The organism is Nocardioides turkmenicus, assembly GCF_011045035.1.
Lineage (GTDB): Bacteria > Actinomycetota > Actinomycetes > Propionibacteriales > Nocardioidaceae > Nocardioides > Nocardioides turkmenicus.
This window is the reverse complement of sequence record NZ_JAALAA010000013.1, coordinates 99,241-120,156: the sequence shown is the minus strand read 5'-3', so window position 1 is coordinate 120,156 and position 20,916 is coordinate 99,241. Positions and strand designations below refer to the sequence as shown.

The following is a 20,916-nucleotide window of genomic DNA, read 5'->3' as shown; positions in this document are numbered from 1 at the left end:
ACGGCGTCGAGACCACCCTTGCGCTACACCGCCACCTGCCGCTCCGGGTCGCGCCCGAGCAGACGCAGCGCGTCACCCCACGGGTCGTCGCCGCGCTCCTCGAGCGGCGCGCCGAACACCGGCGTCCCGCCCGGCGTACCGGCGATCTGCCGGGCCAGGCCGAGCACGAGGCTCACCGTGGCCTCCGACGGCTGATAGTTGCGCCGGAGAGCCGTCGCGACGTCCCAGGCGTGGACGGCGGCGTCGAGCAGCTGCATGCTCAGCGCGACCGCGACGGTCGGTCGGAAGCCGAACTCGGCGAGGTGGATGGTCGCCTCCGGGTCGGCGGCGCCGAACGCCTCCCGCGCCCGGGCCGCGGAGTCCTCCCAGCGGCGGGCGACGTCGTGGGCATTCACGGGCACCGATGCGTACGCAGCGACCGGTGCGTCTCCGTCGGTGACCGCCGCGGCGAAGCCGAGGTTCTGCCCGACCATGTGGCCGAACAGGGCGGCCAGGTCCCACTCGGCGCACGGGGTGGGAACGGTCAGGTCGCTCGCCTCAGCAGCGAGGGCGGTGGCGTCGTCGAGGGCGCGGTCATACTCCGCGAGCATCTCCGTAAAAGTAAGCATATGTAGATCGTAAGCAGGCGTAGACGATATGTCGACCGGTTAACATTCTGCGGTGGATCGACCCGAGCTCGGCTTCCTGCTGTCCCGTCTGATGCGCGAGGTGATGGCTCGCGAGAAGCCGATCCTCGACGCCGCGGGACTGGAGATGTGGGACTACGCGGTACTGACCGCGCTGGCCGACTCGGACGCGCCCACGCAGGCGCAGCTCGCCGCGGCCACGGGACGTGACAAGACCCGGCTGATCGGCAACCTCGACCGCCTCGAGGCCGAGGGCATGGTCGTGCGCCAGCCCGACCCGGCCGACCGCCGCAACCGGATCGTCTCCCTGACCCCTGCCGGCTCGCGGGTCCTCCGCCGATGCCGGGAGGCCATCGAGGCGATGGAGGCCGAGCTGCTGGCCGATCTCGACCCGGCCGACCGGGCGGCGTTCCAGCGGGCACTGACGGCTCTGGTCGAGAACGACCGATGAGCAGCGACCCGATGCCCCTCTCGACCACCTACGCCTGGCTCCGCGACGAGCTGCCCGCCCTCATGGAGCGACGCCGGGCGCCGGCCGCTGCCGTCGGCGTTCTCCTCGACGGCGAGGTGGTCGACCATGCGTGCGGAATCCTCAACCTCGACACCGGGGTCGAGGCGACCACCGACTCGCTGTTCCAGATCGGCTCGATCACCAAGCTGTGGACCACCGACCTGGTGATGCAGCTCGTCGACGAGGGCACGATCGCCCTCGACGACGAGGTGGTCCGTCATCTGCCGGGCTTCCGGGTCGCCGACGAGGAGGCGACCCGGACGATCACCGTCCGCCACCTGCTCTCGCACACGGCCGGCTTCGAGGGCGACATCTTCACCGACCACGGACCCGGCGACGACGCGGTCGAGCGGTTCGTCGACTCGATGGGCGACCTGCCGCAGATCTTCGGGCCAGGGGAGCGGTTCTCCTACTCCAACGCAGGATTTGCGGTGCTCGGACGTCTGGTCGAGGTGCTGCGCGGCACCACCTGGGACCGGGCGCTCCACGAGCATCTCGCCGCGCCGATGGGCCTCACCCACCTCGCCACGACGCCCTACGACGCGATCCGGTTCCGCGCCGCGATGGGCCACATCGATCCCGCGCCGGACCACGTCCTCCGTCCCGGCCCGTCCTGGGGGATGGCCCGCGCCAGCGGTCCCGTCGGCGCGATGCTCTCGATGCGCGTACGCGACCTGCTCGGCTTCGCCGCCATGCATCTGGCCGGCGGGACCGCCCGCGACGGCACCCGCGTCCTCTCGGCCGCCTCCTGCGCCGACGTGCTCACCAGTCAGGTCGACCACCCCGCGTCCATGCGCTCCGAGGCGCGCGGCCTGGGGTGGTCCCTCGACGACACCAGACAGGGGATCGTCGGCCACGACGGCCAGACGATCGGGCAGTCGGCGTTCTTCCGGATGGTGCCAGAGCACGGTCTGGCGGTCGCGCTCCTCACCAACGGCGGCGACACCTGCGGCCTCTACCACGACGTGGTCGGTCACCTTCTCCACGACCTCGCCGGCGTACGCATCGCCCCCGACCCGGTGCCACCCGAGCAGCCCCCGGCGGACTTTGACGCCGACCGGCTGCTCGGCACCTACCGCGCCCGGATCGTCGACTGGACGCTGCGCCGGAACCCCGACGGGCGGCTGTGGGTCGAGGAGATCCCGGGACCCGAGGCAGCCGCCGTCGGCGACCAGCCGCAGAGCTACGAGGTCCTCCCGTACGCCGCCGACCAGGTCGTCACCGCCGACGCGCTGCACGGCGCGCACCATGTCTTCGGGTTCACCGGCAGCGACCCGGGTGGCCGGGCGACGCATCTGACCACGAGCCGGGTCTTCCCGCGGGTTAACCTCGAGGCATGAGTGCGCAGCGGACGGTCCGTCCGGGCTATGCGGTGGGCCTCGCCTCGATGCTGCGGCCGCTTCGGCGCGGGCTCGGAGACCCGACGTACAAGATCATCGGCGAGGACCACTGGCGAGCCGTCCGTACGCCACACGGACCCGCCACGCTCAGGCTGCGGCAGCGCGACGCCGAGGTCGAGTCCGAGGCGTGGGGCGAAGGGGCCGAGTGGGCGCTGGAACAGGTGCCGGCCCTGCTCGGCGCCGATGACCGGCCCGAGGAGTTCCACACCGACGACCCGCTGGTCGCGACGCTGCTCGAGCGCTTCGAGGTGCCCCGCTTCGGACGCACCGGGCTGGTGATGGAGGCGCTGGTGCCCTCGATCATCGAGCAGAAGGTCACCAACAACGAGGCGTTCCGAGGGTTCGGCAACCTGGTCCGGCGTTTCGGCGAGGTCGCTCCTGGCCCCGGCGCCGACCACGGGCTGCGCCTGCAGCCGACTCCGGAGACCCTGCGCACCATCCCGAGCTGGGACTGGCTGCGGATGCCGGTCGACCCGGCCCGCTCGAAGGCGGTGCTGCAGGCCGCCCGGGTCGCGAGCGCAGTCGAGCGCACCGCCGGGCTTCCCGGCGAGGAGGTCGAGCGACGGCTCACCACCATCCCGGGCATCGGCGAGTGGACCGTCGCCGAGGTGCGCCAGCGGGCCCTCGGCGATCCGGACGCGGTCAGCTTCGGCGACTACCACCTGGCCAAGGACGTCGGGTGGGCGTTGACCAACAAGCCGTGGGACGACGATCGGCTTCGCGACTATCTGGAGTCCTTCCGGCCGCATCGCGGCCGCGTCGTCGCGCTCATCTATCGGGGGGCTGGGAAGCGGCCTCGGCGGGGGCCGAAGATGTCGCCTCGCACGCATTTGCCTTCTTGAGCTTCTGGTTTTACTGCCGAGTCGGCGCATCAGCCCCCTCTGGCTCGCTTCGCTCGCCAGGCACGGGGGCAGATCCGCCGACTCGGAAGGCCCTCAGAGCAGCGGTCGCAGCGGAGTGAGGACGAGCTCGGTGAACTTGCGGTGGATGTCGCGGGCGGCCCACTCGGCGGCGGTCAGCTCGAGCGCGTTGGACTCGTCGCGGGAGAAGATCTCCTCCATCTGCTTGGCGACGTCGCGGTCGAAGATCTCCAGGTTGATCTCGTAGTTGCCGGTGAGCGAGAGCCGGTCGATGTTGGCGGTGCCGACGGTGGACCAGAAGCCGTCGACGGTGGCCGTCTTGGCGTGGATCATCGCATCCTTGAACCGCAGGATCCGCACCCCCGCGTCGAGCAGCTGGGAGAAGTAACCGCGCGAGATCCAGTCGACGACGACGTGGTTGGACTTCAACGGCAGCAGGATGCGTACGTCGACCCCGCGCTGCGCGGCGGCCTTGAGCGCGTTCACGAAGTCCTCGTCGGGGACGAAGTAGGCGGTGGTCAGGTAGATGTTGCGGGAGGCCCGGTTGATGGCCTCGAGGTACATCGAGCGGATCGGGAACATCCACAACCGGGGTACGTTGCGGTGGAACCGCAGGTCGGGGTCCCAGGAGGGCGCGGTCTCGATGAGCAGCGGACCCTCGGCGCCGGTCCGGTGGGTGAGCGGGTGCGGCCGCCGGCGGTTGAGGTTCCAGAAGTCCGCGAACGCGCGGCGGAGGTCCCACACGCCGGGCCCGGTGATCCGCACGTGCGTGTCGCGCCACTCGGTGGCGTACGCGGTGCCGATGTTGTAGCCGCCGACGAACCCGACGGTGTCGTCGACGACCAGGATCTTGCGGTGGTCGCGGCCGTAGCGGGAGAGGTCGAAGAAGCGCCAGCCGGCCGCGTAGGTGGGATAGCGCAGCACGTGCATACCCTCGGGGAACCGCTTGAAACGGGACGGCACCACGAGGTTGGCGAGCTCGTCGAAGATGCAGTAGACCTCGACGCCCCGCTCGGTCGCCGCGGCGAGCGCCTGCTTGAACCGCTGACCGACCTCGTCGCCCTTCCAGATGTAGGTCTCCAGGAAGATCTGCTTCTTCGCGCCGTCGATGGCGGCGATCATGTCGTCGTAGAGGTCGTTGCCGAAGGTGTAGGTGGTCACCGTGCCGTCGCCGACGTTGTTGGTCCGCGGCGGTGTGACCGGGAACGGCTTGGCCCGCCGGCCGCCTTTCCTGCGGCTACGGTAGGCGTCGACGAGGCTCATCGCGACGGCAAGCGCCACCGGGACGCCGAAGACGACGAGGAGCAGGCGGCGTAGGAACCTCATGACGCCCCCCGGCGACAGTCTCATCACAGTCCCCAATCTAACCGGCCGATCGCGCCGAGACACACCGGTGCGCACATCTGCGACGCGGGGACGGCTCCGATGCGCCTGCCCGGCCCGGGACCAGCATGCGAGAACCGCCTTCACTGATCGGTACGCCGGGGTGGAGGATCCTGTGATCCCCGTCACCTACTGGCGGGTAAGTCGTTGGACCGAAATACCTCCCACCCCGTTCCGCGACATGTCGGAGCCGGGTCGTTGCCCTCAGAACTGAAACGTGTTCTACTACAGGCTTGAAACGTGAGCCCAGTCACAAGACCTCGCGGAAGGTGAAGGATGGCAGTGCAGTTCGCCTCGCTGGTCCGAGGCGTGGGCGGGATGGGCTTGATGACCGGAGAGGTCGTCAAGGGGACGTTCACGACCAAGTTCCAGCTCCGCGAGTTCCTCGAGCAGGCGTGGTTCATCACCAGCGTCACGATGATGCCCGCAGTGCTGGTCTCGATCCCGTTCGGAGCCGTCATCTCCCTCCAGGTCGGCAATCTCGCCGGCCAGCTCGGGGCGCAGTCGTTCGCGGGGGCGACGGCGGTGCTCGCGGTGGTCCGGGAGGCGGCGCCGATGGCGGCCGCGCTGATCATCGCCGGCGCCGCCGGGTCGGCGATCTGCTCCGACATGGGCTCACGCAAGATCCGTGAGGAGATCGACGCGATGGAGGTGCTGGGCATCGACCCGGTCGTCCGGCTGGTGATCCCACGGGTCCTCGCCTGCCTGTTCGTGAGCGTGATGATCAACGGGATCGTCATCGCGACCGGGATCGGCGGCGGCTACTTCTTCACGGTGATCGTCCAGGGCGGCTCGGCCGGTGCGTTCCTGTCGAGCTTCACCGCGCTGGCCAGCCTGCCCGACCTCTACATCTCGATGGTGAAGTCGGCCCTGTTCGGGTTCCTGGCCGCGATCATCGGCGCCTACAACGGCCTCAACGCCCAGGGTGGTCCCAGCGGTGTCGGCCGAGCGGTCAACGAGGCCGTGATCATCGCCTTCATGATGCTGTTCGTCCTCAACTCCATCATGACCGCGGTCTACTTCCAGATCGTTCCTCAGGACGGGTTGTGATCCCCGGTGTCCAGCACGCTCGCCCAGGTGGGCAACCAGATCGTCAAGGAGCAGCGCCAGGCCGTCGAGGGCTATGGCGACCAGCTGATCTTCTACGCCAAGGCGCTGGCCTGGGCGCCGCGCGCCGTCCGCCGCTACAAGCGGGAGGTGCTCAACATCCTGGCCGAGGTCGCCTTCGGCGCCGGTGGCCTGACCATGATCGCCGGCACCGTCGGAGTCATCGCCTTCATGGCCTTCTTCGCGGGTTCCGAGGTCGGCATCCAGGGCTACGCGAGCCTGAGCCAGATCGGTGTCGCGAAGTTCTCCGCGTTCATCTCGGCCTTCTTCAACACCCGCGAGGTCGCGCCGCTGATCTCCTCGATCGCGCTGGCCGCGACCGTCGGCTGCGGCTACACCGCGCGGCTGGGCGCGATGCGGATCTCGGAGGAGATCGATGCGCTCGAGGCGATGGGTGTGCCGAGCCTGCCCTACCTGGTCACCACCCGGATGATCGCCGGCTTCCTGGCCGTCATCCCCCTCTACATCGTCGCGCTGTGCGCCTCCTACCTCAGCCCCCGGCTGATCACGACGCTGATGTACGGGCAGTCGGGCGGGACGTACGACCACTACTTCCTGGCGTTCCTGCCTCCGATCGACATCCTCTACAGCTTCCTCAAGCTGATCATCCTGGCGGTCGCGATCATCCTGATCCACTGCTACTACGGCTACACCGCCTCCGGCGGCCCGGCCGGGGTCGGCATCGCGGTCGGCAAGGCGATCCGTACGTCCATCGTGACCGTCGTCGTCGCCGACTTCTTCCTGAGCTTCGCGATCTGGGGCTCAACGACCACCGTCCGGATCACGGGTTGAGGGCGGTGCGGACGACATGTTGATGGGAATCCAGCGCGACACCCGCGCCGAGCACACCAAGCTCTTCGTCTCCGGGATCGCCTTCACGGTGACCCTCGCCCTGCTCATCACGCTGTGCGTGGCGATCTACCAGAAGGCGTTCGTCCAGTTCACCACGGTCAGCGTGGAGGCCGACCGGGCCGGCCTGCAGCTGCCGCGCTACGGCGACGTCCGCATGCACGGCGTCATCGTGGGCCAGGTCCGCGAGATCCGTCAGGACGGCAAGAAAGCCGTCATCGAGCTCGGCCTCGAGCCGGAGCAGGCCGAGCGGATCCCCGCCAACGTCAGCGTCGCGATCAAGCCGACGACGCTGTTCGGGCAGAAGTACGTCGAGTTCGTCGACCCCGAGGGGGAGCGCACCGGCGCGCTCAGTGACGGCACCGTGATCCCCGCCGACCGGGTGCGCACCAGCGTCGAGCTCGACGTGATCCTGGCCCGGCTGTTCCCGCTGCTGAAGTCCATCCGGCCCCAGGACCTCAACAGCACCCTGCACGCCCTCGCCACGGCGCTCTCCGGCAACGGCGAGAAGCTCGGCGAGACCCTGGTCCAGCTCAACGACTACCTCGAAGAGATGAACGTCCACCTCCCCACACTCGAACGCGATCTCGAGGACATGGCCGACGTCGCCGAGACCTACTCCATGGCCGCGCCCGACCTGGTCAAGGTCCTCGAGAACACCACGACCACCGCCACGACCGTCTCGGAGCAGCGCCGTCGTCTCGGCGGCCTGCTCACCTCCGTCACCGGCGTCGCCGACACCTCGAAGAACCTGCTCGCCGAGAACGAGAAGGCGATCAGGTACGAGACCGAGCTGGCCGTCCCGCTGCTCAAGCTGCTCGCCGACTACTCCCCGGAGTACACCTGCCTGCTGCGGGGCCTCGACGACTACACCGAGCTGCTGGCGACCGTCTTCCAGCAGAACCGGGTGCGCCAGACGATGGTCATGGACGGCACCCAGAAGCCGGCGTACGGCCGTGACGACCGCCCCGAGTGGGGCGAGATCGGCCACGGGCCGTGGTGCGACGGGTTGCCGACCCCGAAGGTGCCGGCCGGCCCGATGGAGCTGGAGAACGGCACCGAGGACGTCCCGTGGGCACCAGGGAACGGAGGTCTGCAGTGAACAAGCGCGACCTCAAGACCGCGGTGGCCGGCACTAAGCTGGCGATCTTCACCGTGATCTCGATCCTCGTCACCGGCACGCTCGCCTCGATCATGGGCAACGTCGGGTTCGGCGACCGGGTGCCCTACCGCGCCGAGTTCACCACCGCCTCGGGTCTGAGCGAAGGGGACGACGTACGCGTCGCCGGCATCACCGTGGGCGAGGTGCTCTCCGTGGAGATCGAGGGCGGCGACCACGCGATGGTCACCTTCCGGGTCGACAAGACGGTCCCGCTCACGACCGCGAGCGGCGCCCAGGTGCGCTACCTCAACCTGGTCGGCGACCGCTATCTCGCGCTCACCCAGGACGCCGGGCAGCAGCCCGAGGCCGAGGCGGCGCCGTTGCGGGAGGGTCAGACGATCGCGATGGCCAACACCACGCCCGCGCTCGACCTGACCGAGCTCTTCAACGGCTTCCAGCCGCTCTTCCAGGCGCTGCAGCCCAAGGACGTCAACAAGCTCTCGCTCAACCTGATCCGCGTGCTCCAGGGCGAGGGCGGCACGGTCGCGAGCCTGCTCTCGGAGACTGCCGAGCTGACCAGCGCCCTGGCCGAGCGCGACCAGCTGATCGGTGACGTGATCACCAACCTGTCCAAGACGCTCAACACCGTCAACGAGCACCACACCGAGCTGGCCGAGCTCATCCAGCAGCTCAGCGGCTGGATGAAGGACCTGGCGCGCGACAAGGAGGCGATCGGCGACTCGATCTCCTCCATCGGCGACCTCACCGACGAGCTGGCCGGGCTGCTCACCGACGTACGCCCGTTCCTGAAGGAGGACATCAAACAGCTCAAGCGCGTGATGGACATCCTCAACAAGCCGGGCAACCAGAAGCTGCTCGACCGGACCCTCGAGCGGCTCCCCGAGACCCTGGAGTCGCAGGCGCGGATCGGCAGCTATGGGTCCTGGTACAACTACTACCTCTGCGACCTCGACTTCTCGATCAAGCTGCCCTCCCTCGGTGAGGTGCTCGACAACTCGCCCGCCGTCAAGGCGATCCAGAAGCAGCTCGACGACGTCGCGTTCTACAGCCGGGCGGAGAGGTGCAAGCTATGAGTGAGCGCCAGCGAACGACCATCGATCTCAGACCGGTGCGTCCGTATCCTTGCTTCTCCTCGACGGAGGTGCCGGTCTGATGGCACATCACTCCGATACTCAGCTCAAGCGCACCGGCGTGATCACGATCGTGGCGATCGCGCTGGCGCTCACCGCGGCGTTCAACCTGCGCAAGCTGCCGTGGTTCGCCGGCACGACCTACCAGGCCGAGTTCTCCGACACCAGCGGCCTGCACGTCGGCAACCGGGTGGAGATCGCCGGCATCCGGGTCGGCCGGGTCAGCGACATCGAGATCCAGGGTGCCAAGGTGGTCGTCTCCTTCTCCGTCGAGGGCACCGAGATCGGCCACCGCAGCGAGGCGAAGATCGGCGTGCTCAACCTGCTGGGGGAGAAGTACCTCGAGATCACCCCCCAGGGCGGCTCGACGCTGGACGCCGGTTCGACGATCCCGCTGGCCCGCACCAGCGCCGGCAGCGACATCGTCGGCACCTTCGGCGACCTGACCGAGACCACCGAGGCGATCGACACCCAGCAGCTCGCCAAGGCACTGACCACGATGTCGGGCACGCTCGACAAGGCCGGCCCCGAGGTGCAGGGCGCGTTCCAGGGCATCGCCGCGCTCTCCCAGACGATCGCCGCCCGCGGCGACGAGCTGGAGTCGCTGCTGCAGGACGCCGAGAAGGTCGTGCAGCTCGTCAACGAGCGCAAGCAGGACATCATCAGCGTGATGGAGAACGGCGACCAGGTCTTCGCCGAGCTCATCCAGCGTCGCCAGGCCATCCACCAGCTGCTGGTCAACGCCACCGCGCTGGCCGAGCAGCTGCAGGCCCTGGTGAAGGAGAACCAGAAGCAGATCGGTCCCGCGCTGGACGCGCTCAACCAGGCGCTGAAGTTCCTCAACGCCCGCGACGAAGACCTGACCAAGACCATCCAGAACTACGGGCCGTACGCGTCGATCCTGATCAACATCATCGGCACCGGCCCCTGGTTCGACGCCTACCTCGCCAACCTGACCGGCATCGTGAGCGGCGAGTTCGTGCCGGGACGACGACCAGGGATCGTGCAATGACCAGCATCATCGAACGACTGACGGATTCGCCGCGGCGTGTCGCCGCGCGACGTCGCGGCGCGGCGTATGTCCCGGCCGCGGGCAGCGAGCGGCCGTCAGGGCCCAGCCTGAGGTCCAAGTGGGCTGCGCTTCCGGTCGCGCTGGTGGTGATGTGCGGGCTGCTGCTGGTCTCCGAGGTCGCCGCGCCCGACACCAAGCTGGTGACCGCCAGCTTCCCGCAGGCGGTGAGCATCTACGAGGGCTCCGACGTCGTGATCATGGGCGTGAAGGTCGGCAAGGTCGCCTCCCTGGAGGCGAAGGGCGATCACGTGGACGCGGTGATCGAGTACGAGAGCGACTACAAGCTGCCCAAGGACGTCAAGGCGGCGATCGTCACCCCGACCCTCGTCGCCGACCGGTTCATCCAGCTGACGCCCGCCTACACCGGCGGTCCGACCCTGGCCGACGGCGGGGAGATCCCGATCGAGCGCACCGCGGTGCCGGTCGAGCTCGACCGGATCTACGCCAGCCTCTCCGAGCTGACCACGGCGCTCGGTCCCAACGGTGCCAACAAGAACGGCGCGCTGAGCGACGTCCTGAGCGAGGGGGCGGACGCCCTGGAGGGCAACGGCAAGCTCGGCAACCAGGCGATCGCCGACATGTCCGAGGCGGCCCAGGTGCTGGGCGGCAACTCCGAGCAGCTCTTCAGCACGCTCTCGCAGCTCTCCGAGGTCACCCGGACGCTGGCCCGCAACGACGAGACCACCGAGAAGTTCCTGACCGACCTCTCGACCGTCTCCACCCAGCTGGCCGGGGAGAGCGACGAGCTCGACCAGGCGCTCGCCGCGATCGCGCAGGCGGTCAAGGTGACCAAGTCGTTCGTCGAGAACAACTCCGACGCCCTCGTCGGCGACGTCAAGGAGCTCAACAAGACGCTCAACATCCTGGCCAAGGAGAAGGAGACCCTCGGCACCGTCGTCGACCTGGCGCCGCTCGGCCTCGGCAACCTGGCCGAGTCCTTCGACCCGGCCTCGGGCTCGGTCGGCTTCCGGCTCCAGGTCGGCCCGATCGGCTCGGACCTGTCGAACATCCTCTGCATGATCGTCGAGAACGACCAGATCCCCGGGGCCAAGGAGATCTGCGCACTGTTCAAGGCGCTGCTGCCGAACGGCTCGACCGCGCCGGCCGGCCAGGCGCTCACCGAGGGCAGCGCGCCCACCGACCGTGACACCGAGACCGGCCTGCCGCTCGACACCGGCACCCCGGCCAAGCAGCCGGAGGTGGAGCCCGAGGTGGTCACCGAGGGCGGGATCGGCGCGCTGAGCGGGTCGCTGCAGGACCTGATGTCAGGAGGCAGGAAGTGAAGCTGAGAGCCTTCCTGGCGATGCTCGGCATCGTCGCCGTGGCCAGCGGGTGCGGCGTACAGGCCTATGACCTGCCGCTTCCCGGCAAGGAGGTCGGCGAGGGCGACGGCTACGTCGTCACCGCGGAGTTCAACGACGTCGTCGACGTGGTGCCGCGCACCAAGGTGATGGCCAACGACGTGCCGGTCGGCCAGGTCGACAAGGTCGAGCGGGAGGGCTGGCACGCGAAGGTCACCATGACCATCCGCAAGAACATCGAGCTCCCGGCCGACGCGCTGGCCAACGTACGCCAGACCAGCCTGCTCGGGGAGAAGTACATCGCCCTGGTGGCGCCCGAGGGGTCCACCATCGCCAGCGCAGGCAAGCTCGGCGACGGCGCGACCATCGGCCTCGACCGCACCAACCGCAACCCCGAGGTCGAGGAGGTGCTCGGCGCGCTCTCCTTCCTGCTCGCGGGCGGCGGCGTCGGGCAGCTGAAGACGATCAGCGACGAGCTCAACACGATGATGGACGGACGCACCGGCGACATGCGGGCGCTGCTGGGCAACCTGGAGACCACGGTCGCCTCGCTCAACCAGCAGAAGGGCTCGATCATCAGGGCGATGGAGCAGGTCGACCGGCTGACCCGCACCCTCAACAAGGAGGCGAAGTCGATCGAGGCGGCTATCGACTCCTTCGGGCCGGCGCTCGAGGTGCTCCGCCAGCAGCACGCCGACCTGATGAAGATGATGAAGGCGCTCGACCGGCTCGGGGTGGTCGCGACCCGGGTGATCAACCAGAGCGGCGCCAACCTGACCACGGCGCTGGAGGAGCTGGCGCCGACGCTGCGCGAGCTCGCCGACGCCGGTGACTCGCTGCCCCGCGGCCTGATGATGGCGGCCAGCTTCCCGTTCCCCGAGAACGCCTCCGGACTGGCGATGGGCGACTACTCCAACGCTCTGTTCCACATGGACCTCGACCTCGGCAAGCTGGTCGGCAGCCTCACCAACGGCGAGTCGCCGGGCCTGCTGCCGCAGGTCTTCCAGATCTGCCTGTCCTACTCCAAGGGGTGCGAGGCGATCCAGCCGCTGGCCAAGGCGCTGTGCGACCTGACGAACATGCAGATCGTCTGCTCCGTGGTCGGCAAGGAAGACACCGCGGCGAAGCCCGGCGAGAAGACGCCGAAGCTGCCCGACATGTCCGACCTGCTGCCCAAGAGCTCGACCTCGACCAAGACACCGGGACTCAACAACCTGGTCCCGGAGATCGCCGAGGGCCTCTCCGCGCCCACCGACACCGAGTCGCCCACGGCCGAGCCGACCGCCGGAGGCCTGGCCGGCCTCCTCGGACTGCTGAGAGGCGGTAACTGATGACACGGAGCGTACGCAACAAGCTGGTCGTCTTCCTGGTGCTCGCCGCAGTCGGCATCTTCTACGTCTCGGCCGCCTACCTCGGCGTCGTCGACCGGGTCCTGGGCCGCCACGTCGACGTCTCGGTCGACCTGCCGGCCTCCGGCGGCCTCTACGTGGGCAGCGAGGTGAACTACCGCGGCATCAGCATCGGCCGGGTGGCCTCGATGACCGTCACCGACGAGGGCGTACGCGCCGGGCTGGAGCTCGACCCCGGCACCCAGGTGCCCAAGGACGCCAAGATCGAGGTCCACAACCTCTCGGCGGTGGGGGAGCAGTACGTCAACTTCATCCCCGAGTCGGCCTCCGGCCCCTACCTCGCCGAGGGCGACGTCGTGACCGCCGGGCCTGAGTCGATGCCCGGCACCACCGACGAGCTGCTCACTGAGCTCAACAGCTTCACCACCTCGATCAACGGTGAGGACCTGAGCACCGTGGTCGCCGAGCTCGGCACGCTGTTCCGCGGCAACGCCGAGAACCTGCGTACACTGCTCGACTCGGGCTCCACGCTCGTCGACGAGGCCTCGGCACACCAGAAGGAGACCATCCGCCTCCTCAACACCAGCCAGACCGTGCTCCAGACCCAGAAGGAGCACAGCGGCGACATCCGCGAGTTCGCGGACGGGCTCGAGGAGGTCACCGCGACCCTCGACAAGCGCGACCCGGAGCTGCGCGAGATCCTGCAGGGCGGCGAGGCGACCGCGGTCCAGGTGCAGTCGCTGCTCGACGGCCTGCAGCCGCTGCTCCCGGTCTTCCTGGCCAACCTCAGCACCGTCAACGAGGTGCTCACCGCCCGGCTGCCGGCGATCGAGCAGACCCTGGTGACGTTTCCGCGCGTCGTGGCGACAGGGTGGACCGGCTCGCCCGGTGACGGCTACGGTCACCTGTCGATGGGCTACACCTACACGACACCACCGTGCCAGGAGGGCTACAAGCCTGCCGACCAGTGGATCCCCGGGACCGTGATGGAGGACCAGCCGCTCTACCCGGCCAAGTGCACCGACGAGCGTGCCCAGCCCGGCTACCAGGGCGACAACCCGATTATGCAGCGCGGCGTCAACATGGTGCCCAAGCCCGAAGGTGTCGGGAAGTACGTCACGACCTACGACCCGAAGACCGGCCGCACCCAGCTCCCCGACGGAAAGACGGTCACGATGTCCAGCCCGACCGAAGACGGAGGCCTCGTCTCCGCCCTGTCCGACGACTCCTGGCGCTCGATGATCCTGGGAGAGGAGTGAGTCCGAATGAGCTCTGACAATCCCCTCGAGGTCAAGCTCTCCCTCGCCAGACTGGGCCGGGTCAACACCGTGCTGGCGGCGCTGGTGGTGATCCTGGTCGTGCTGGCGGCCGCCGTCTTCATCGGCGGTGCCCGGGTGCTGCCCTGGACGACGCCCGCGGAGGCCGCGGCCGCCGACTACGACGAGGTGAAGGCGGTCGCCGAGGAGGGGGTGATCGCCTTCCTCGACGTCGACTACCGCGACATGGACCCGCGGATCCAGGCGGTCAAGGAGATCTCGACCGGCACCTTCGGCAAGGAGTACACCGCCATCGCCGAGCAGATCCGGCAGGCCGCCATCCCCGCCCAGACCATCTCCAAGGGCAAGGTCAAGCAGGTCGGGATCCGCGCGATCGGGTCGAAGAAGGCGGTCGTGCTCGTCGCCGTCGACTCGGTCGTCACCAGCAGCCAGACCGCAGAGCTGAAGAAGAGCGACACCTGCCCCTACGACGGCGCGCGGTGCTCGAAGTACCGCTTCAAGGTGTCGCTGGCCAAGACGAAGGACGGGTGGCGCATGTCCGACCTGGCAGGAGTCAACTGATGAGCGAGCGTCAGCGAGTGAACAATGGGATCCTCATCGGGGCGCGTCCGTACCCTGGCGCTTGCGCTACGGAGGTGGCCCGATGACAGGCGTACGGGCGAACGGATCGGTCTCCACCGGCCAGAAGGAGTGCCCCTTCTGCGCGGAGACGATCAAGGCGGCCGCGATCAAGTGCCGTTATTGCGGGTCCGACCTGCTGCCTCCGGCCGAGGAGGCAGAACCGCAGGACGTACGCGACGAGGTGGCTGCTCCGGAGGACGTGGAGACCGAATCGGAGCCTCAACCTGAGGATGAGGGTGAGGCTTCGGGCGAGGCGCGGGCCGGGTTCACGGAGCGGTGGCTGGGTGACGGGAGCCGGGTGCTGACAGCCGTTCTCGGCGTACTCGTCCTGGTGGCCGGTGGTCTGCTCTGGCTGGCTGTCGACATGGCGTCGAAGGACGACGTGGCGCCCGGTGGCGAGCTGACCGCGGCCGGGTCGCGGGCGGCGATCATGGAGCACTCGGTCGGGCTGACCCAGACGGTGATGTCGTACCAGGCCGCCAGCGCGGAGAAGGACATCGCAGCGGCGAAGAAGCTGATGACGCCGGCGATGCAGAAGGAGTATGACAAGACGCTGCCCGGCGAGGACAAGCGCAAGGAGCAGGCCGATCTCGGGATCAAGGTCGACGCCCAGGTCGCGCCGCTCTCCGAGGAGGGCGCGAAGGCGGCCGAGGAGGGCAAGGCCTGTGTCGACGAGGACTGCGCCGCCTCGATCATCTCCGCCACCGAGGAGTCCGCGAAGGTGCTGCTCTTCGTCAACCAGAGCGCGAGCGCGCCGAAGACCAAGAACACCGTGGTCAGCCCGACATGGGAGGTGCTCACGCTGGTCAAGGAGGACGGCGGCTGGCTGATCTCCGAGATGAAGGCTGCTTCGTAGTCGAAGCGGAGCCCGAGACGATGGGCCTAGTCTCACCAAGAGGCCCCCTCCAGGGGAGCACTCCATTCTGTTATGGTAGAACGTGTTCTAGTTTCACCGCTCTAGGAGGGCACATGGCCGGCTCGCGCCAGTCCGTTCAGCTGACCGAAGCCGAGATCGAGGAGTTCCTCGGCTCGCAGATGAAGGTGCAGGTCGCGACCGTCGGAGCCGACGGCGCTCCGCACCTGACCACGCTGTTCTACGTGCTCGACGAGGGAAAGATCGTCTTCTGGACCTACGGGTCCTCGCAGAAGGTCCGCAACCTGCGCCGCGACCCGCGGGTCACTTGCCTGGTCGAGGACGGCGTGGACTACTTCGAGCTGCGCGGGGTGAGCATCACCGGCAAGGCGCGGCTCGTCGAGGACTACGACGAGATCAAGAGCATCGGGTCGCGGGTGATGGCCCGGATGGCCGACGGCGCCGACCTGGGCGAGCTCGGCGAGGACCTGGTGTCGAAGCAGGCCCACAAGCGCGTCGGCATCGTCATCGAGCCCGACAAGATCGCAAGCTGGGACCACCGCAAGCTGGGCGCGCTGCCCGGTCAAGGCTGACGTCGATGATGACGAGGACAAGGAGACGGACATGGCAAAGGTGATCGCGGACTTCGACCTGTGCGAGTCCAACGGGATGTGCGAGTCGTTCGCGCCCGACGTGTTCGAGATCGACGACGACGACTACCTGCAGATCGCGGACCCGACAGTGACCGACGAGAACCGTGACCGCGTCGAGCAGGCCGTGGCCGGCTGCCCCAAGGCGGCCCTGAGGATCGAGGAGTAGCACCACGTGAGTGTTGACCTGACAGGCAAGATCGCGATCGTCACCGGTTCCGGGGCGGGGCTCGGGCGCGCCGAGGCGGTCGCCCTCGCGCGTGCGGGCGCGCGGGTGGTGCTCAACGACCTGCCCGGCGCCGCCGAGGAGGCCGCCGAGGAGATCCGCGGGTTCGGTGGCGAGGCGGTGATCGCCGCCGGCGACGTGAGCGAGCGCGCCACCGCCGACGCGATGATGGCCGCCGCCGTCGACGGGTTCGGCGGCCTGGACATCGTGGTCAACAACGCGGGCATCACCCGCGACAAGATGCTCTTCAACATGTCCGACGAGGAGTTCGACCTCGTCGTACGCGTCCACCTGCGCGGCCACTTCCTGCTCACCCGCAACGCCTCGGCCCACTGGCGCTCGGTCGCCAAGTCGACCGGCGCACCGGTCGACGCCGCGGTGGTGAACACCTCCTCGGAGGCGTTCCTGTCCGGACCCCCGGGGCAGGCCAACTACGGCGCCGCGAAGGCCGGGATCACCGCGCTGACGATGTCGACGGCCCGCTCGATGGGTCGCTCCGGCGTACGCGCCAACGCGATCTGCCCGCGGGCGGCGACGGCGATGACCGAGGGTGTGCTCTCGGGCGACTCCTACGGGCCCGAGCACGTGGCGCCGCTGGTCACCTATCTCGCCTCGCCCGCTGCCGCTGCGATCACCGGGCAGGTCTTCGTGGTCTACGGCGGGATGATCGCCGTGCTGGCGCCGCCGACCGTCGCGGAGCGGTTCGACAACGCCGCCTGGGACCTCGACTCGCTCGACAAGGAGGTCGGCGGCTGGTTCGCCGACCGCGACCCCGCGGCCGGGTTCTCGGCCGACTCGATCATGCAGCTCAAGCTGAAGGAGCAGTGATGGCACGTCTCGAAGGCAAGATCGCGATCGTCACCGGCGGCGCGCAGGGCCAGGGAGCCGCGATCGCGCGCGCCTTCGTCGCCGAGGGCGCCAAGGTGGTCATCGCCGACGTGGCCGACGAGCCCGGCAAGCTGCTCGCCGAGGAGCTGGGGGAGTCGGCGCTCTTCGTGCACCACGACGTGAGCTCGGAGGAGTCCTGGACGTCGCTGGTGGCCGAGACTGGCGCTGCGTACGGTCCGGTCAACGTGCTCGCCAACAACGCCGGCATCCTGCGCTTCGGCGAGATCCTGACCCAGCCGGTCGAGGAGTTCGAGCTGCTGTGGCGGGTCAACACCCTCGGCTGCTTCCTCGGCATGCGCTCGGTGATCGCGACGATGAAGGAGCACGGCGGTGGCTCGATCATCAACGCCTCCTCGATCGAGGGCCTGGCCGGGATGGCGTTCGTGGCCGGCTACACCTCCACCAAGTTCGCGATCCGTGGGATGACCAAGGCCGCCGCCCTCGAGCTCGGCCCCAGCGGCATCCGGGTCAACTCCGTCCATCCCGGCATGATCGACACCCCCATGACCCGCGGCGTCGGCGCCGACGACGCCGCGATGGAGTTCGGCGGCTCCAAGGTGGCACTCAAGCGCGTCGGCCACCCCGAGGACATCGCCCCGCTCTACGTCTACCTCGCCTCCGACGAGTCTGGCTTCGTCACCGGCGCCGAGATCGCCATCGACGGCGGCGCCACCGCCACCCACGCGTACGGCGGCTGACGAGTCGGTCGAGTCGGCGACGCTGAGGGTCGTTCTGCGGCATACTTCCGCGGGAAGGTTTCTGTCAGCGGGGACGAGCCGAAGGCCATCAGAACATTGTCTCGAGGACGCAGCGCGATCGTCACCATGGCGGTGTTCGCAGTCTTCGCATGGGCGTACCTGTTCGCGCTGGTGGTCCCGATCGAGACCGGCAGAGCGTACTCGATCTGGTATGAGCGCGGCCTGGGATGGTTTGGGGCGCTGGTCTCCGAACTGTTGACCAGTGTGTCGTTCCTCTGGGGGACGATGGTCAGGTACGAACACACCGATCCGCCGGTGTCGGCGTGGCCGACCGTGGTCTTCGCGCTGGTGCTCGTCGCGGTCGTCTACACGATCCTTCGCAACGGTCCCGAGGCTCCGGGTGGTGTCGCCGGGCGAGTTCTCGCGGGTGCACTGATCGCGGGCGGACTCACCAACCTGTTCGGCATCGTCCTGCACGCGGCGAGGATGTTGGAGTACGCCGATTCGTTCGCCAGCTTCGTCCCGGTGTGGTCGGACGACGGCGTCTGGCTCGGCATCATCATCGGGGCCGTAGGCGGCTTCGTGGCGTACACCGTGGCGCTCCTCATCCATCTTGCGTCGACCCTTCGGGAAGGTGCGGACTCCGCCGAGGGGCGGCGTAGGCCGGCCTCCGCTGTCGGAAGGACGGGAGCCCGCTGGGTCGCGACCTGCGCGGTGATGCCCCTGCTGCTGGTGGTGCTCGTCGGCGGACTGGTCTGGGACTACGGTCCGGATGCCGATGTCGACGCGTTCAGTGAGCCGCGGGACAGATGGGTGCGGCTGGTCTGGTTCCTCCACGCCAGACTCGGTGCGCCGGCTGACCCGACCTCACTCAGCGGCACGTTCGACACCTCGGTCTGGCTTCCGCGCGCACTGACCTCGGCCGCCTTCCTCATGCTCCTCTGGGTCTGCGTGCTGCTGTTGGTCGCGCGCTGGCGGGGCGGAGGCAAGCCGAACGTCGTCGGTGTCGTGCTGCAGGTCTGGGGGCTCGTGGCGGTGGTCGCCATCGTCGTGGGACTGCTAGAGGGCGTTGTTCTGCCGCCTCCCTATGACGGCATGTTCGCTTACCACATCGCGCTGGGCAACGTTACCGATGCGGTTCGTTTCGCGACCTGCTTCGGATGGCTCGCCGGCGTTGCGGTCGCGTTGGCTCGCCGGCCCTCAGACGGCCCCGCGGTTGAGGCGGAGCCCGATGACGTCGTTCTCGAAGGGAGTGTGGACTGATGGAGGAGGAGGCACCCGAGAAGTCCCCGGATGCGATGGCACATGCGACGGAGGGCAGGCCGGAGTCCGATCAGCAGCGCGAGGGCGCCACGCGGTCGATCATGAGGTTCACGAAGAAGCACGTGCTGTTCGTCTCAGCGGCCATCGCAGCGGCGGTGCTCGCGGTGTTCACCAGTGGTCTGGCGAATCTCGTCACCGGACTGCTGCCCGACGGTTGGGACGAGCCGGGCAGCGGCATCAAGGTCGTGGACGTACGCCGGCAGCCGATGAGTGGCCCGGTGCTGATCCCGGAGGCGGTGGAGTTCGATGACATGACCGACGCCAGGAAGAAGGTCAACGATCCTGATTGGGAAGCGCAGCACGAGTGGTACGCCGCCGGCCGCGTGACATGGGAGGTCACGCTCGTCGGCCGCCACCGCGACCCGGTTGTGATCACCGACCTGCGCCCCGAGCGGACGGGCCCATGCACTGAGCGGATCGAACGAGGCACCCTCGTCGACGACATCCCGCAGGGCGAGGGCGACAAGATCGAGCTGAGGACGGCCATCGACGCCGGCTCGCCCGAGCTGATCTCGGTCGAGGACGGCACGGCGTACTTCGACAACGGCACGGTGACGCTCGAGAAGGGTGAGACCGTGATCATCGCCATTCAGGCGACCAGCGCGAGGCAGACCTGCCAGTGGGTGCTCGAGGCAGACTATGTCGACAACGGCAAGCGCGAGACGATGACGATCAACGCCCCCGGCGACCGCCCGTTCGCGATCACAGGTTACGGCGAAGACCTCCCCTACGAGCTCATCTGGGCGGAGGCCTGCAACAGCCGCGCGATGACGCCTGAGGAGGCGTCCGCGTCCAAGAAGCCGGCCGATTGCAACTAGGTCGAGTGGTCGCCAAGGCAGGCCGAGGCGTCAGGTACGTCGTTCGACACGTCAGCGGGCTGCCGACTCGGCCGACGTAGGTGACGCCTCGGCCGACCGGAGTGCCGGTGAGATCCAGGGTCAGCGCAGCAGGAGGCGTACGGCGACGTCGATCGACTTCTCGACGTCCTGCTCGTCCATGCGGCCGGTGACCCAGGAGATGAGGGCGGAGAGCCATACGTCGGAGATGATCCGGATGATGGCGGCCTCCTCCTCGGTGACCTCTCCGTGGTCGGGGGCGCCGTGCATGGCGCGTGCGATGACGGTGGTCAGGCTGGTGCCGACCTCGTGGATCTCGCCGGTCACCGACTGGTCGGCGAACATGAAGGCGCGGACCAGGGCCTCGGTGAGCTTCGGCTGCTTCTGCAGGGCGCGGGTGCGGCGGTTGAGGACGTACATGATCCGCTCGTGAGCGGTGTCGCCCGGGGTCGCGCGGACGGCGGAGCGCTCGACGTCCTTGGTGAACTCGCGCGCCAGGGCGGAGACCAGCAGGTGGATCTTCGAGGGGAAGTAGCGGTAGAGGGTGCCGAGCGCGACCTCGGCCTGCTCGGCGACGGCCCGCATTTGGACGGCGTCGAAGCCGCCCTCGGCAGCGAGCGTGATCGTGGCATCGAGGATGCGCCGCCGGCGCTCTCGCTGGGCCGCGGACCCACCGGTGGGTGCGGTGGCCGGGGTGGGGCCATCGGTGTTGCGCGGCTCCGCGCTGACGGACGTCACTGGTTGTCCCCCTAGGACTATGACCGGATCTCGATCTGTGGTTTCCAGGCTAACCGCATCGGCACCTGGGAGTGAAACACGTTCCTTCGTGAGTC

General features: G+C 68.6%; 22 protein-coding genes. 19 read left to right on the top strand and 3 right to left on the bottom strand.

Annotated elements, in window-relative coordinates:
• Positions 1 to 23: 23 nt before the first annotated feature.
• Positions 24 to 608 carry a TIGR03086 family metal-binding protein gene (locus G5C66_RS16370; protein WP_165112021.1) on the bottom strand — a complete coding sequence of 195 codons (585 nt, stop codon included), beginning with the start codon at positions 606 to 608 and terminating at the stop codon, positions 24 to 26.
• A 52-nt stretch (positions 609 to 660) separates the two neighbouring features.
• Here G5C66_RS16370 and G5C66_RS16365 point away from each other — a divergent pair, with 52 nt between their 5' ends.
• From G5C66_RS16365 to G5C66_RS16355, 3 genes are read left to right on the top strand one after another with little or no spacing between them, the layout of a single operon-like run.
• Complete coding sequence (locus tag G5C66_RS16365; RefSeq protein WP_165112020.1) at positions 661 to 1,077, top strand: MarR family transcriptional regulator; 417 nt, start codon at positions 661 to 663, stop codon at positions 1,075 to 1,077.
• Positions 1,074 to 2,477, top strand: coding sequence for a serine hydrolase domain-containing protein (locus tag G5C66_RS16360; protein ID WP_241248584.1), 1,404 nt, complete (start codon positions 1,074 to 1,076; stop codon positions 2,475 to 2,477). Before G5C66_RS16365 ends, G5C66_RS16360 begins: the two co-directional genes overlap by 4 nt.
• Entirely contained in the window at positions 2,474 to 3,379 is a 906-nt protein-coding gene (locus G5C66_RS16355) for a DNA-3-methyladenine glycosylase family protein (protein ID WP_165112019.1), read from the top strand. The genes G5C66_RS16360 and G5C66_RS16355 overlap by 4 nt, the downstream gene beginning before the upstream one ends.
• Before the next feature lie 93 nt (positions 3,380 to 3,472).
• On the opposite strand, the gene G5C66_RS16350 is transcribed toward G5C66_RS16355, so the two are convergent.
• The gene (locus G5C66_RS16350) at positions 3,473 to 4,723 is read right to left on the bottom strand and encodes a phospholipase D-like domain-containing protein (protein WP_165112018.1); all 1,251 of its coding nucleotides are present in this window, start codon (positions 4,721 to 4,723) and stop codon (positions 3,473 to 3,475) included.
• Between the two features lie 333 nt (positions 4,724 to 5,056).
• Here G5C66_RS16350 and G5C66_RS16345 point away from each other — a divergent pair, with 333 nt between their 5' ends.
• The 16 genes from G5C66_RS16345 to G5C66_RS16270 all read left to right on the top strand — a co-directional run bounded on the left by G5C66_RS16345 (position 5,057) and on the right by G5C66_RS16270 (position 20,065).
• Positions 5,057 to 5,830 (top strand): MlaE family ABC transporter permease, encoded by a 774-nt coding sequence (locus tag G5C66_RS16345; RefSeq protein ID WP_008360228.1) that lies wholly within the window; start codon positions 5,057 to 5,059, stop codon positions 5,828 to 5,830.
• Between the two features lie 6 nt (positions 5,831 to 5,836).
• The gene (locus G5C66_RS16340; RefSeq protein WP_165112017.1) at positions 5,837 to 6,679 is read left to right on the top strand and encodes an ABC transporter permease; all 843 of its coding nucleotides are present in this window, start codon (positions 5,837 to 5,839) and stop codon (positions 6,677 to 6,679) included.
• Positions 6,680 to 6,701: 22 nt separating this feature from the next.
• Complete coding sequence (locus G5C66_RS16335; RefSeq protein ID WP_241248583.1) at positions 6,702 to 7,838, top strand: MCE family protein; 1,137 nt, start codon at positions 6,702 to 6,704, stop codon at positions 7,836 to 7,838.
• Positions 7,835 to 8,932, top strand: a complete 1,098-nt coding sequence (locus tag G5C66_RS16330; protein ID WP_165112015.1) for an MCE family protein — start codon at positions 7,835 to 7,837, stop codon at positions 8,930 to 8,932. The genes G5C66_RS16335 and G5C66_RS16330 overlap by 4 nt, the downstream gene beginning before the upstream one ends.
• Positions 8,933 to 9,011: 79 nt before the next feature.
• Positions 9,012 to 10,001, top strand: coding sequence for an MCE family protein (locus tag G5C66_RS16325; protein ID WP_165112014.1), 990 nt, complete (start codon positions 9,012 to 9,014; stop codon positions 9,999 to 10,001).
• Positions 9,998 to 11,344, top strand: a complete 1,347-nt coding sequence (locus G5C66_RS16320; RefSeq protein WP_165112013.1) for an MCE family protein — start codon at positions 9,998 to 10,000, stop codon at positions 11,342 to 11,344. Before G5C66_RS16325 ends, G5C66_RS16320 begins: the two co-directional genes overlap by 4 nt.
• Positions 11,341 to 12,693, top strand: a complete 1,353-nt coding sequence (locus tag G5C66_RS16315) for an MCE family protein (protein WP_165112012.1) — start codon at positions 11,341 to 11,343, stop codon at positions 12,691 to 12,693. Before G5C66_RS16320 ends, G5C66_RS16315 begins: the two co-directional genes overlap by 4 nt.
• Positions 12,693 to 13,970: an MCE family protein gene (locus G5C66_RS16310; RefSeq protein ID WP_165112011.1), complete on the top strand. Its 1,278-nt coding sequence runs from the start codon at positions 12,693 to 12,695 to the stop codon at positions 13,968 to 13,970. The genes G5C66_RS16315 and G5C66_RS16310 overlap by 1 nt, the downstream gene beginning before the upstream one ends.
• A 6-nt stretch (positions 13,971 to 13,976) precedes the next feature.
• Positions 13,977 to 14,549, top strand: a complete 573-nt coding sequence (locus G5C66_RS16305) for a hypothetical protein (RefSeq protein ID WP_165112010.1) — start codon at positions 13,977 to 13,979, stop codon at positions 14,547 to 14,549.
• 82 nt (positions 14,550 to 14,631) lie between these two features.
• Entirely contained in the window at positions 14,632 to 15,465 is an 834-nt protein-coding gene (locus tag G5C66_RS16300; RefSeq protein WP_165112009.1) for a hypothetical protein, read from the top strand.
• Between the two features lie 113 nt (positions 15,466 to 15,578).
• On the top strand, positions 15,579 to 16,055 hold the full coding sequence (locus tag G5C66_RS16295; RefSeq protein WP_165112008.1) for a pyridoxamine 5'-phosphate oxidase family protein: 477 nt from the start codon (positions 15,579 to 15,581) through the stop codon (positions 16,053 to 16,055).
• A gap of 31 nt (positions 16,056 to 16,086) precedes the next feature.
• Positions 16,087 to 16,281, top strand: a complete 195-nt coding sequence (locus tag G5C66_RS16290; RefSeq protein WP_165112007.1) for a ferredoxin — start codon at positions 16,087 to 16,089, stop codon at positions 16,279 to 16,281.
• Between the two features lie 6 nt (positions 16,282 to 16,287).
• Positions 16,288 to 17,166 carry an SDR family oxidoreductase gene (locus G5C66_RS16285; RefSeq protein WP_165112006.1) on the top strand — a complete coding sequence of 293 codons (879 nt, stop codon included), beginning with the start codon at positions 16,288 to 16,290 and terminating at the stop codon, positions 17,164 to 17,166.
• A complete protein-coding gene (locus G5C66_RS16280; RefSeq protein WP_165112005.1) occupies positions 17,166 to 17,924 on the top strand; it encodes a glucose 1-dehydrogenase in 759 nt (252 codons plus the stop codon). The genes G5C66_RS16285 and G5C66_RS16280 overlap by 1 nt, the downstream gene beginning before the upstream one ends.
• A gap of 171 nt (positions 17,925 to 18,095) precedes the next feature.
• Positions 18,096 to 19,187, top strand: a complete 1,092-nt coding sequence (locus tag G5C66_RS16275) for a hypothetical protein (protein ID WP_165112004.1) — start codon at positions 18,096 to 18,098, stop codon at positions 19,185 to 19,187.
• Positions 19,187 to 20,065, top strand: coding sequence for a hypothetical protein (locus tag G5C66_RS16270; protein WP_165112003.1), 879 nt, complete (start codon positions 19,187 to 19,189; stop codon positions 20,063 to 20,065). The genes G5C66_RS16275 and G5C66_RS16270 overlap by 1 nt, the downstream gene beginning before the upstream one ends.
• 120 nt (positions 20,066 to 20,185) lie before the next feature.
• Here the strand turns inward: G5C66_RS16270 and G5C66_RS16265 are convergent, their stop codons facing one another.
• Complete coding sequence (locus tag G5C66_RS16265; protein ID WP_165112002.1) at positions 20,186 to 20,821, bottom strand: TetR family transcriptional regulator; 636 nt, start codon at positions 20,819 to 20,821, stop codon at positions 20,186 to 20,188.
• Positions 20,822 to 20,916 lie beyond the last annotated feature (95 nt).

What these genes read in the sequence shown, in the direction of transcription:
- G5C66_RS16355 (WP_165112019.1), top strand. Translation starts at nt 2,474, where the DNA reads ATGAGTGCGCAGCGGACGGTCCGTCCGGGCTATGCGGTGGGCCTCGCC.
- G5C66_RS16320 (WP_165112013.1), top strand. Translation starts at nt 9,998, where the DNA reads ATGACCAGCATCATCGAACGACTGACGGATTCGCCGCGGCGTGTCGCC.
- G5C66_RS16335 (WP_241248583.1), top strand. Translation starts at nt 6,702, where the DNA reads ATGGGAATCCAGCGCGACACCCGCGCCGAGCACACCAAGCTCTTCGTC.
- G5C66_RS16305 (WP_165112010.1), top strand. Translation starts at nt 13,977, where the DNA reads ATGAGCTCTGACAATCCCCTCGAGGTCAAGCTCTCCCTCGCCAGACTG.
- G5C66_RS16325 (WP_165112014.1), top strand. Translation starts at nt 9,012, where the DNA reads ATGGCACATCACTCCGATACTCAGCTCAAGCGCACCGGCGTGATCACG.
- G5C66_RS16345 (WP_008360228.1), top strand. Translation starts at nt 5,057, where the DNA reads ATGGCAGTGCAGTTCGCCTCGCTGGTCCGAGGCGTGGGCGGGATGGGC.
- G5C66_RS16295 (WP_165112008.1), top strand. Translation starts at nt 15,579, where the DNA reads ATGGCCGGCTCGCGCCAGTCCGTTCAGCTGACCGAAGCCGAGATCGAG.
- G5C66_RS16300 (WP_165112009.1), top strand. Translation starts at nt 14,632, where the DNA reads ATGACAGGCGTACGGGCGAACGGATCGGTCTCCACCGGCCAGAAGGAG.
- G5C66_RS16360 (WP_241248584.1), top strand. Translation starts at nt 1,074, where the DNA reads ATGAGCAGCGACCCGATGCCCCTCTCGACCACCTACGCCTGGCTCCGC.
- G5C66_RS16350 (WP_165112018.1), bottom strand. Translation starts at nt 4,723, where the DNA reads ATGAGGTTCCTACGCCGCCTGCTCCTCGTCGTCTTCGGCGTCCCGGTG.
- G5C66_RS16370 (WP_165112021.1), bottom strand. Translation starts at nt 608, where the DNA reads ATGCTTACTTTTACGGAGATGCTCGCGGAGTATGACCGCGCCCTCGAC.
- G5C66_RS16280 (WP_165112005.1), top strand. Translation starts at nt 17,166, where the DNA reads ATGGCACGTCTCGAAGGCAAGATCGCGATCGTCACCGGCGGCGCGCAG.
- G5C66_RS16310 (WP_165112011.1), top strand. Translation starts at nt 12,693, where the DNA reads ATGACACGGAGCGTACGCAACAAGCTGGTCGTCTTCCTGGTGCTCGCC.
- G5C66_RS16270 (WP_165112003.1), top strand. Translation starts at nt 19,187, where the DNA reads ATGGAGGAGGAGGCACCCGAGAAGTCCCCGGATGCGATGGCACATGCG.
- G5C66_RS16290 (WP_165112007.1), top strand. Translation starts at nt 16,087, where the DNA reads ATGGCAAAGGTGATCGCGGACTTCGACCTGTGCGAGTCCAACGGGATG.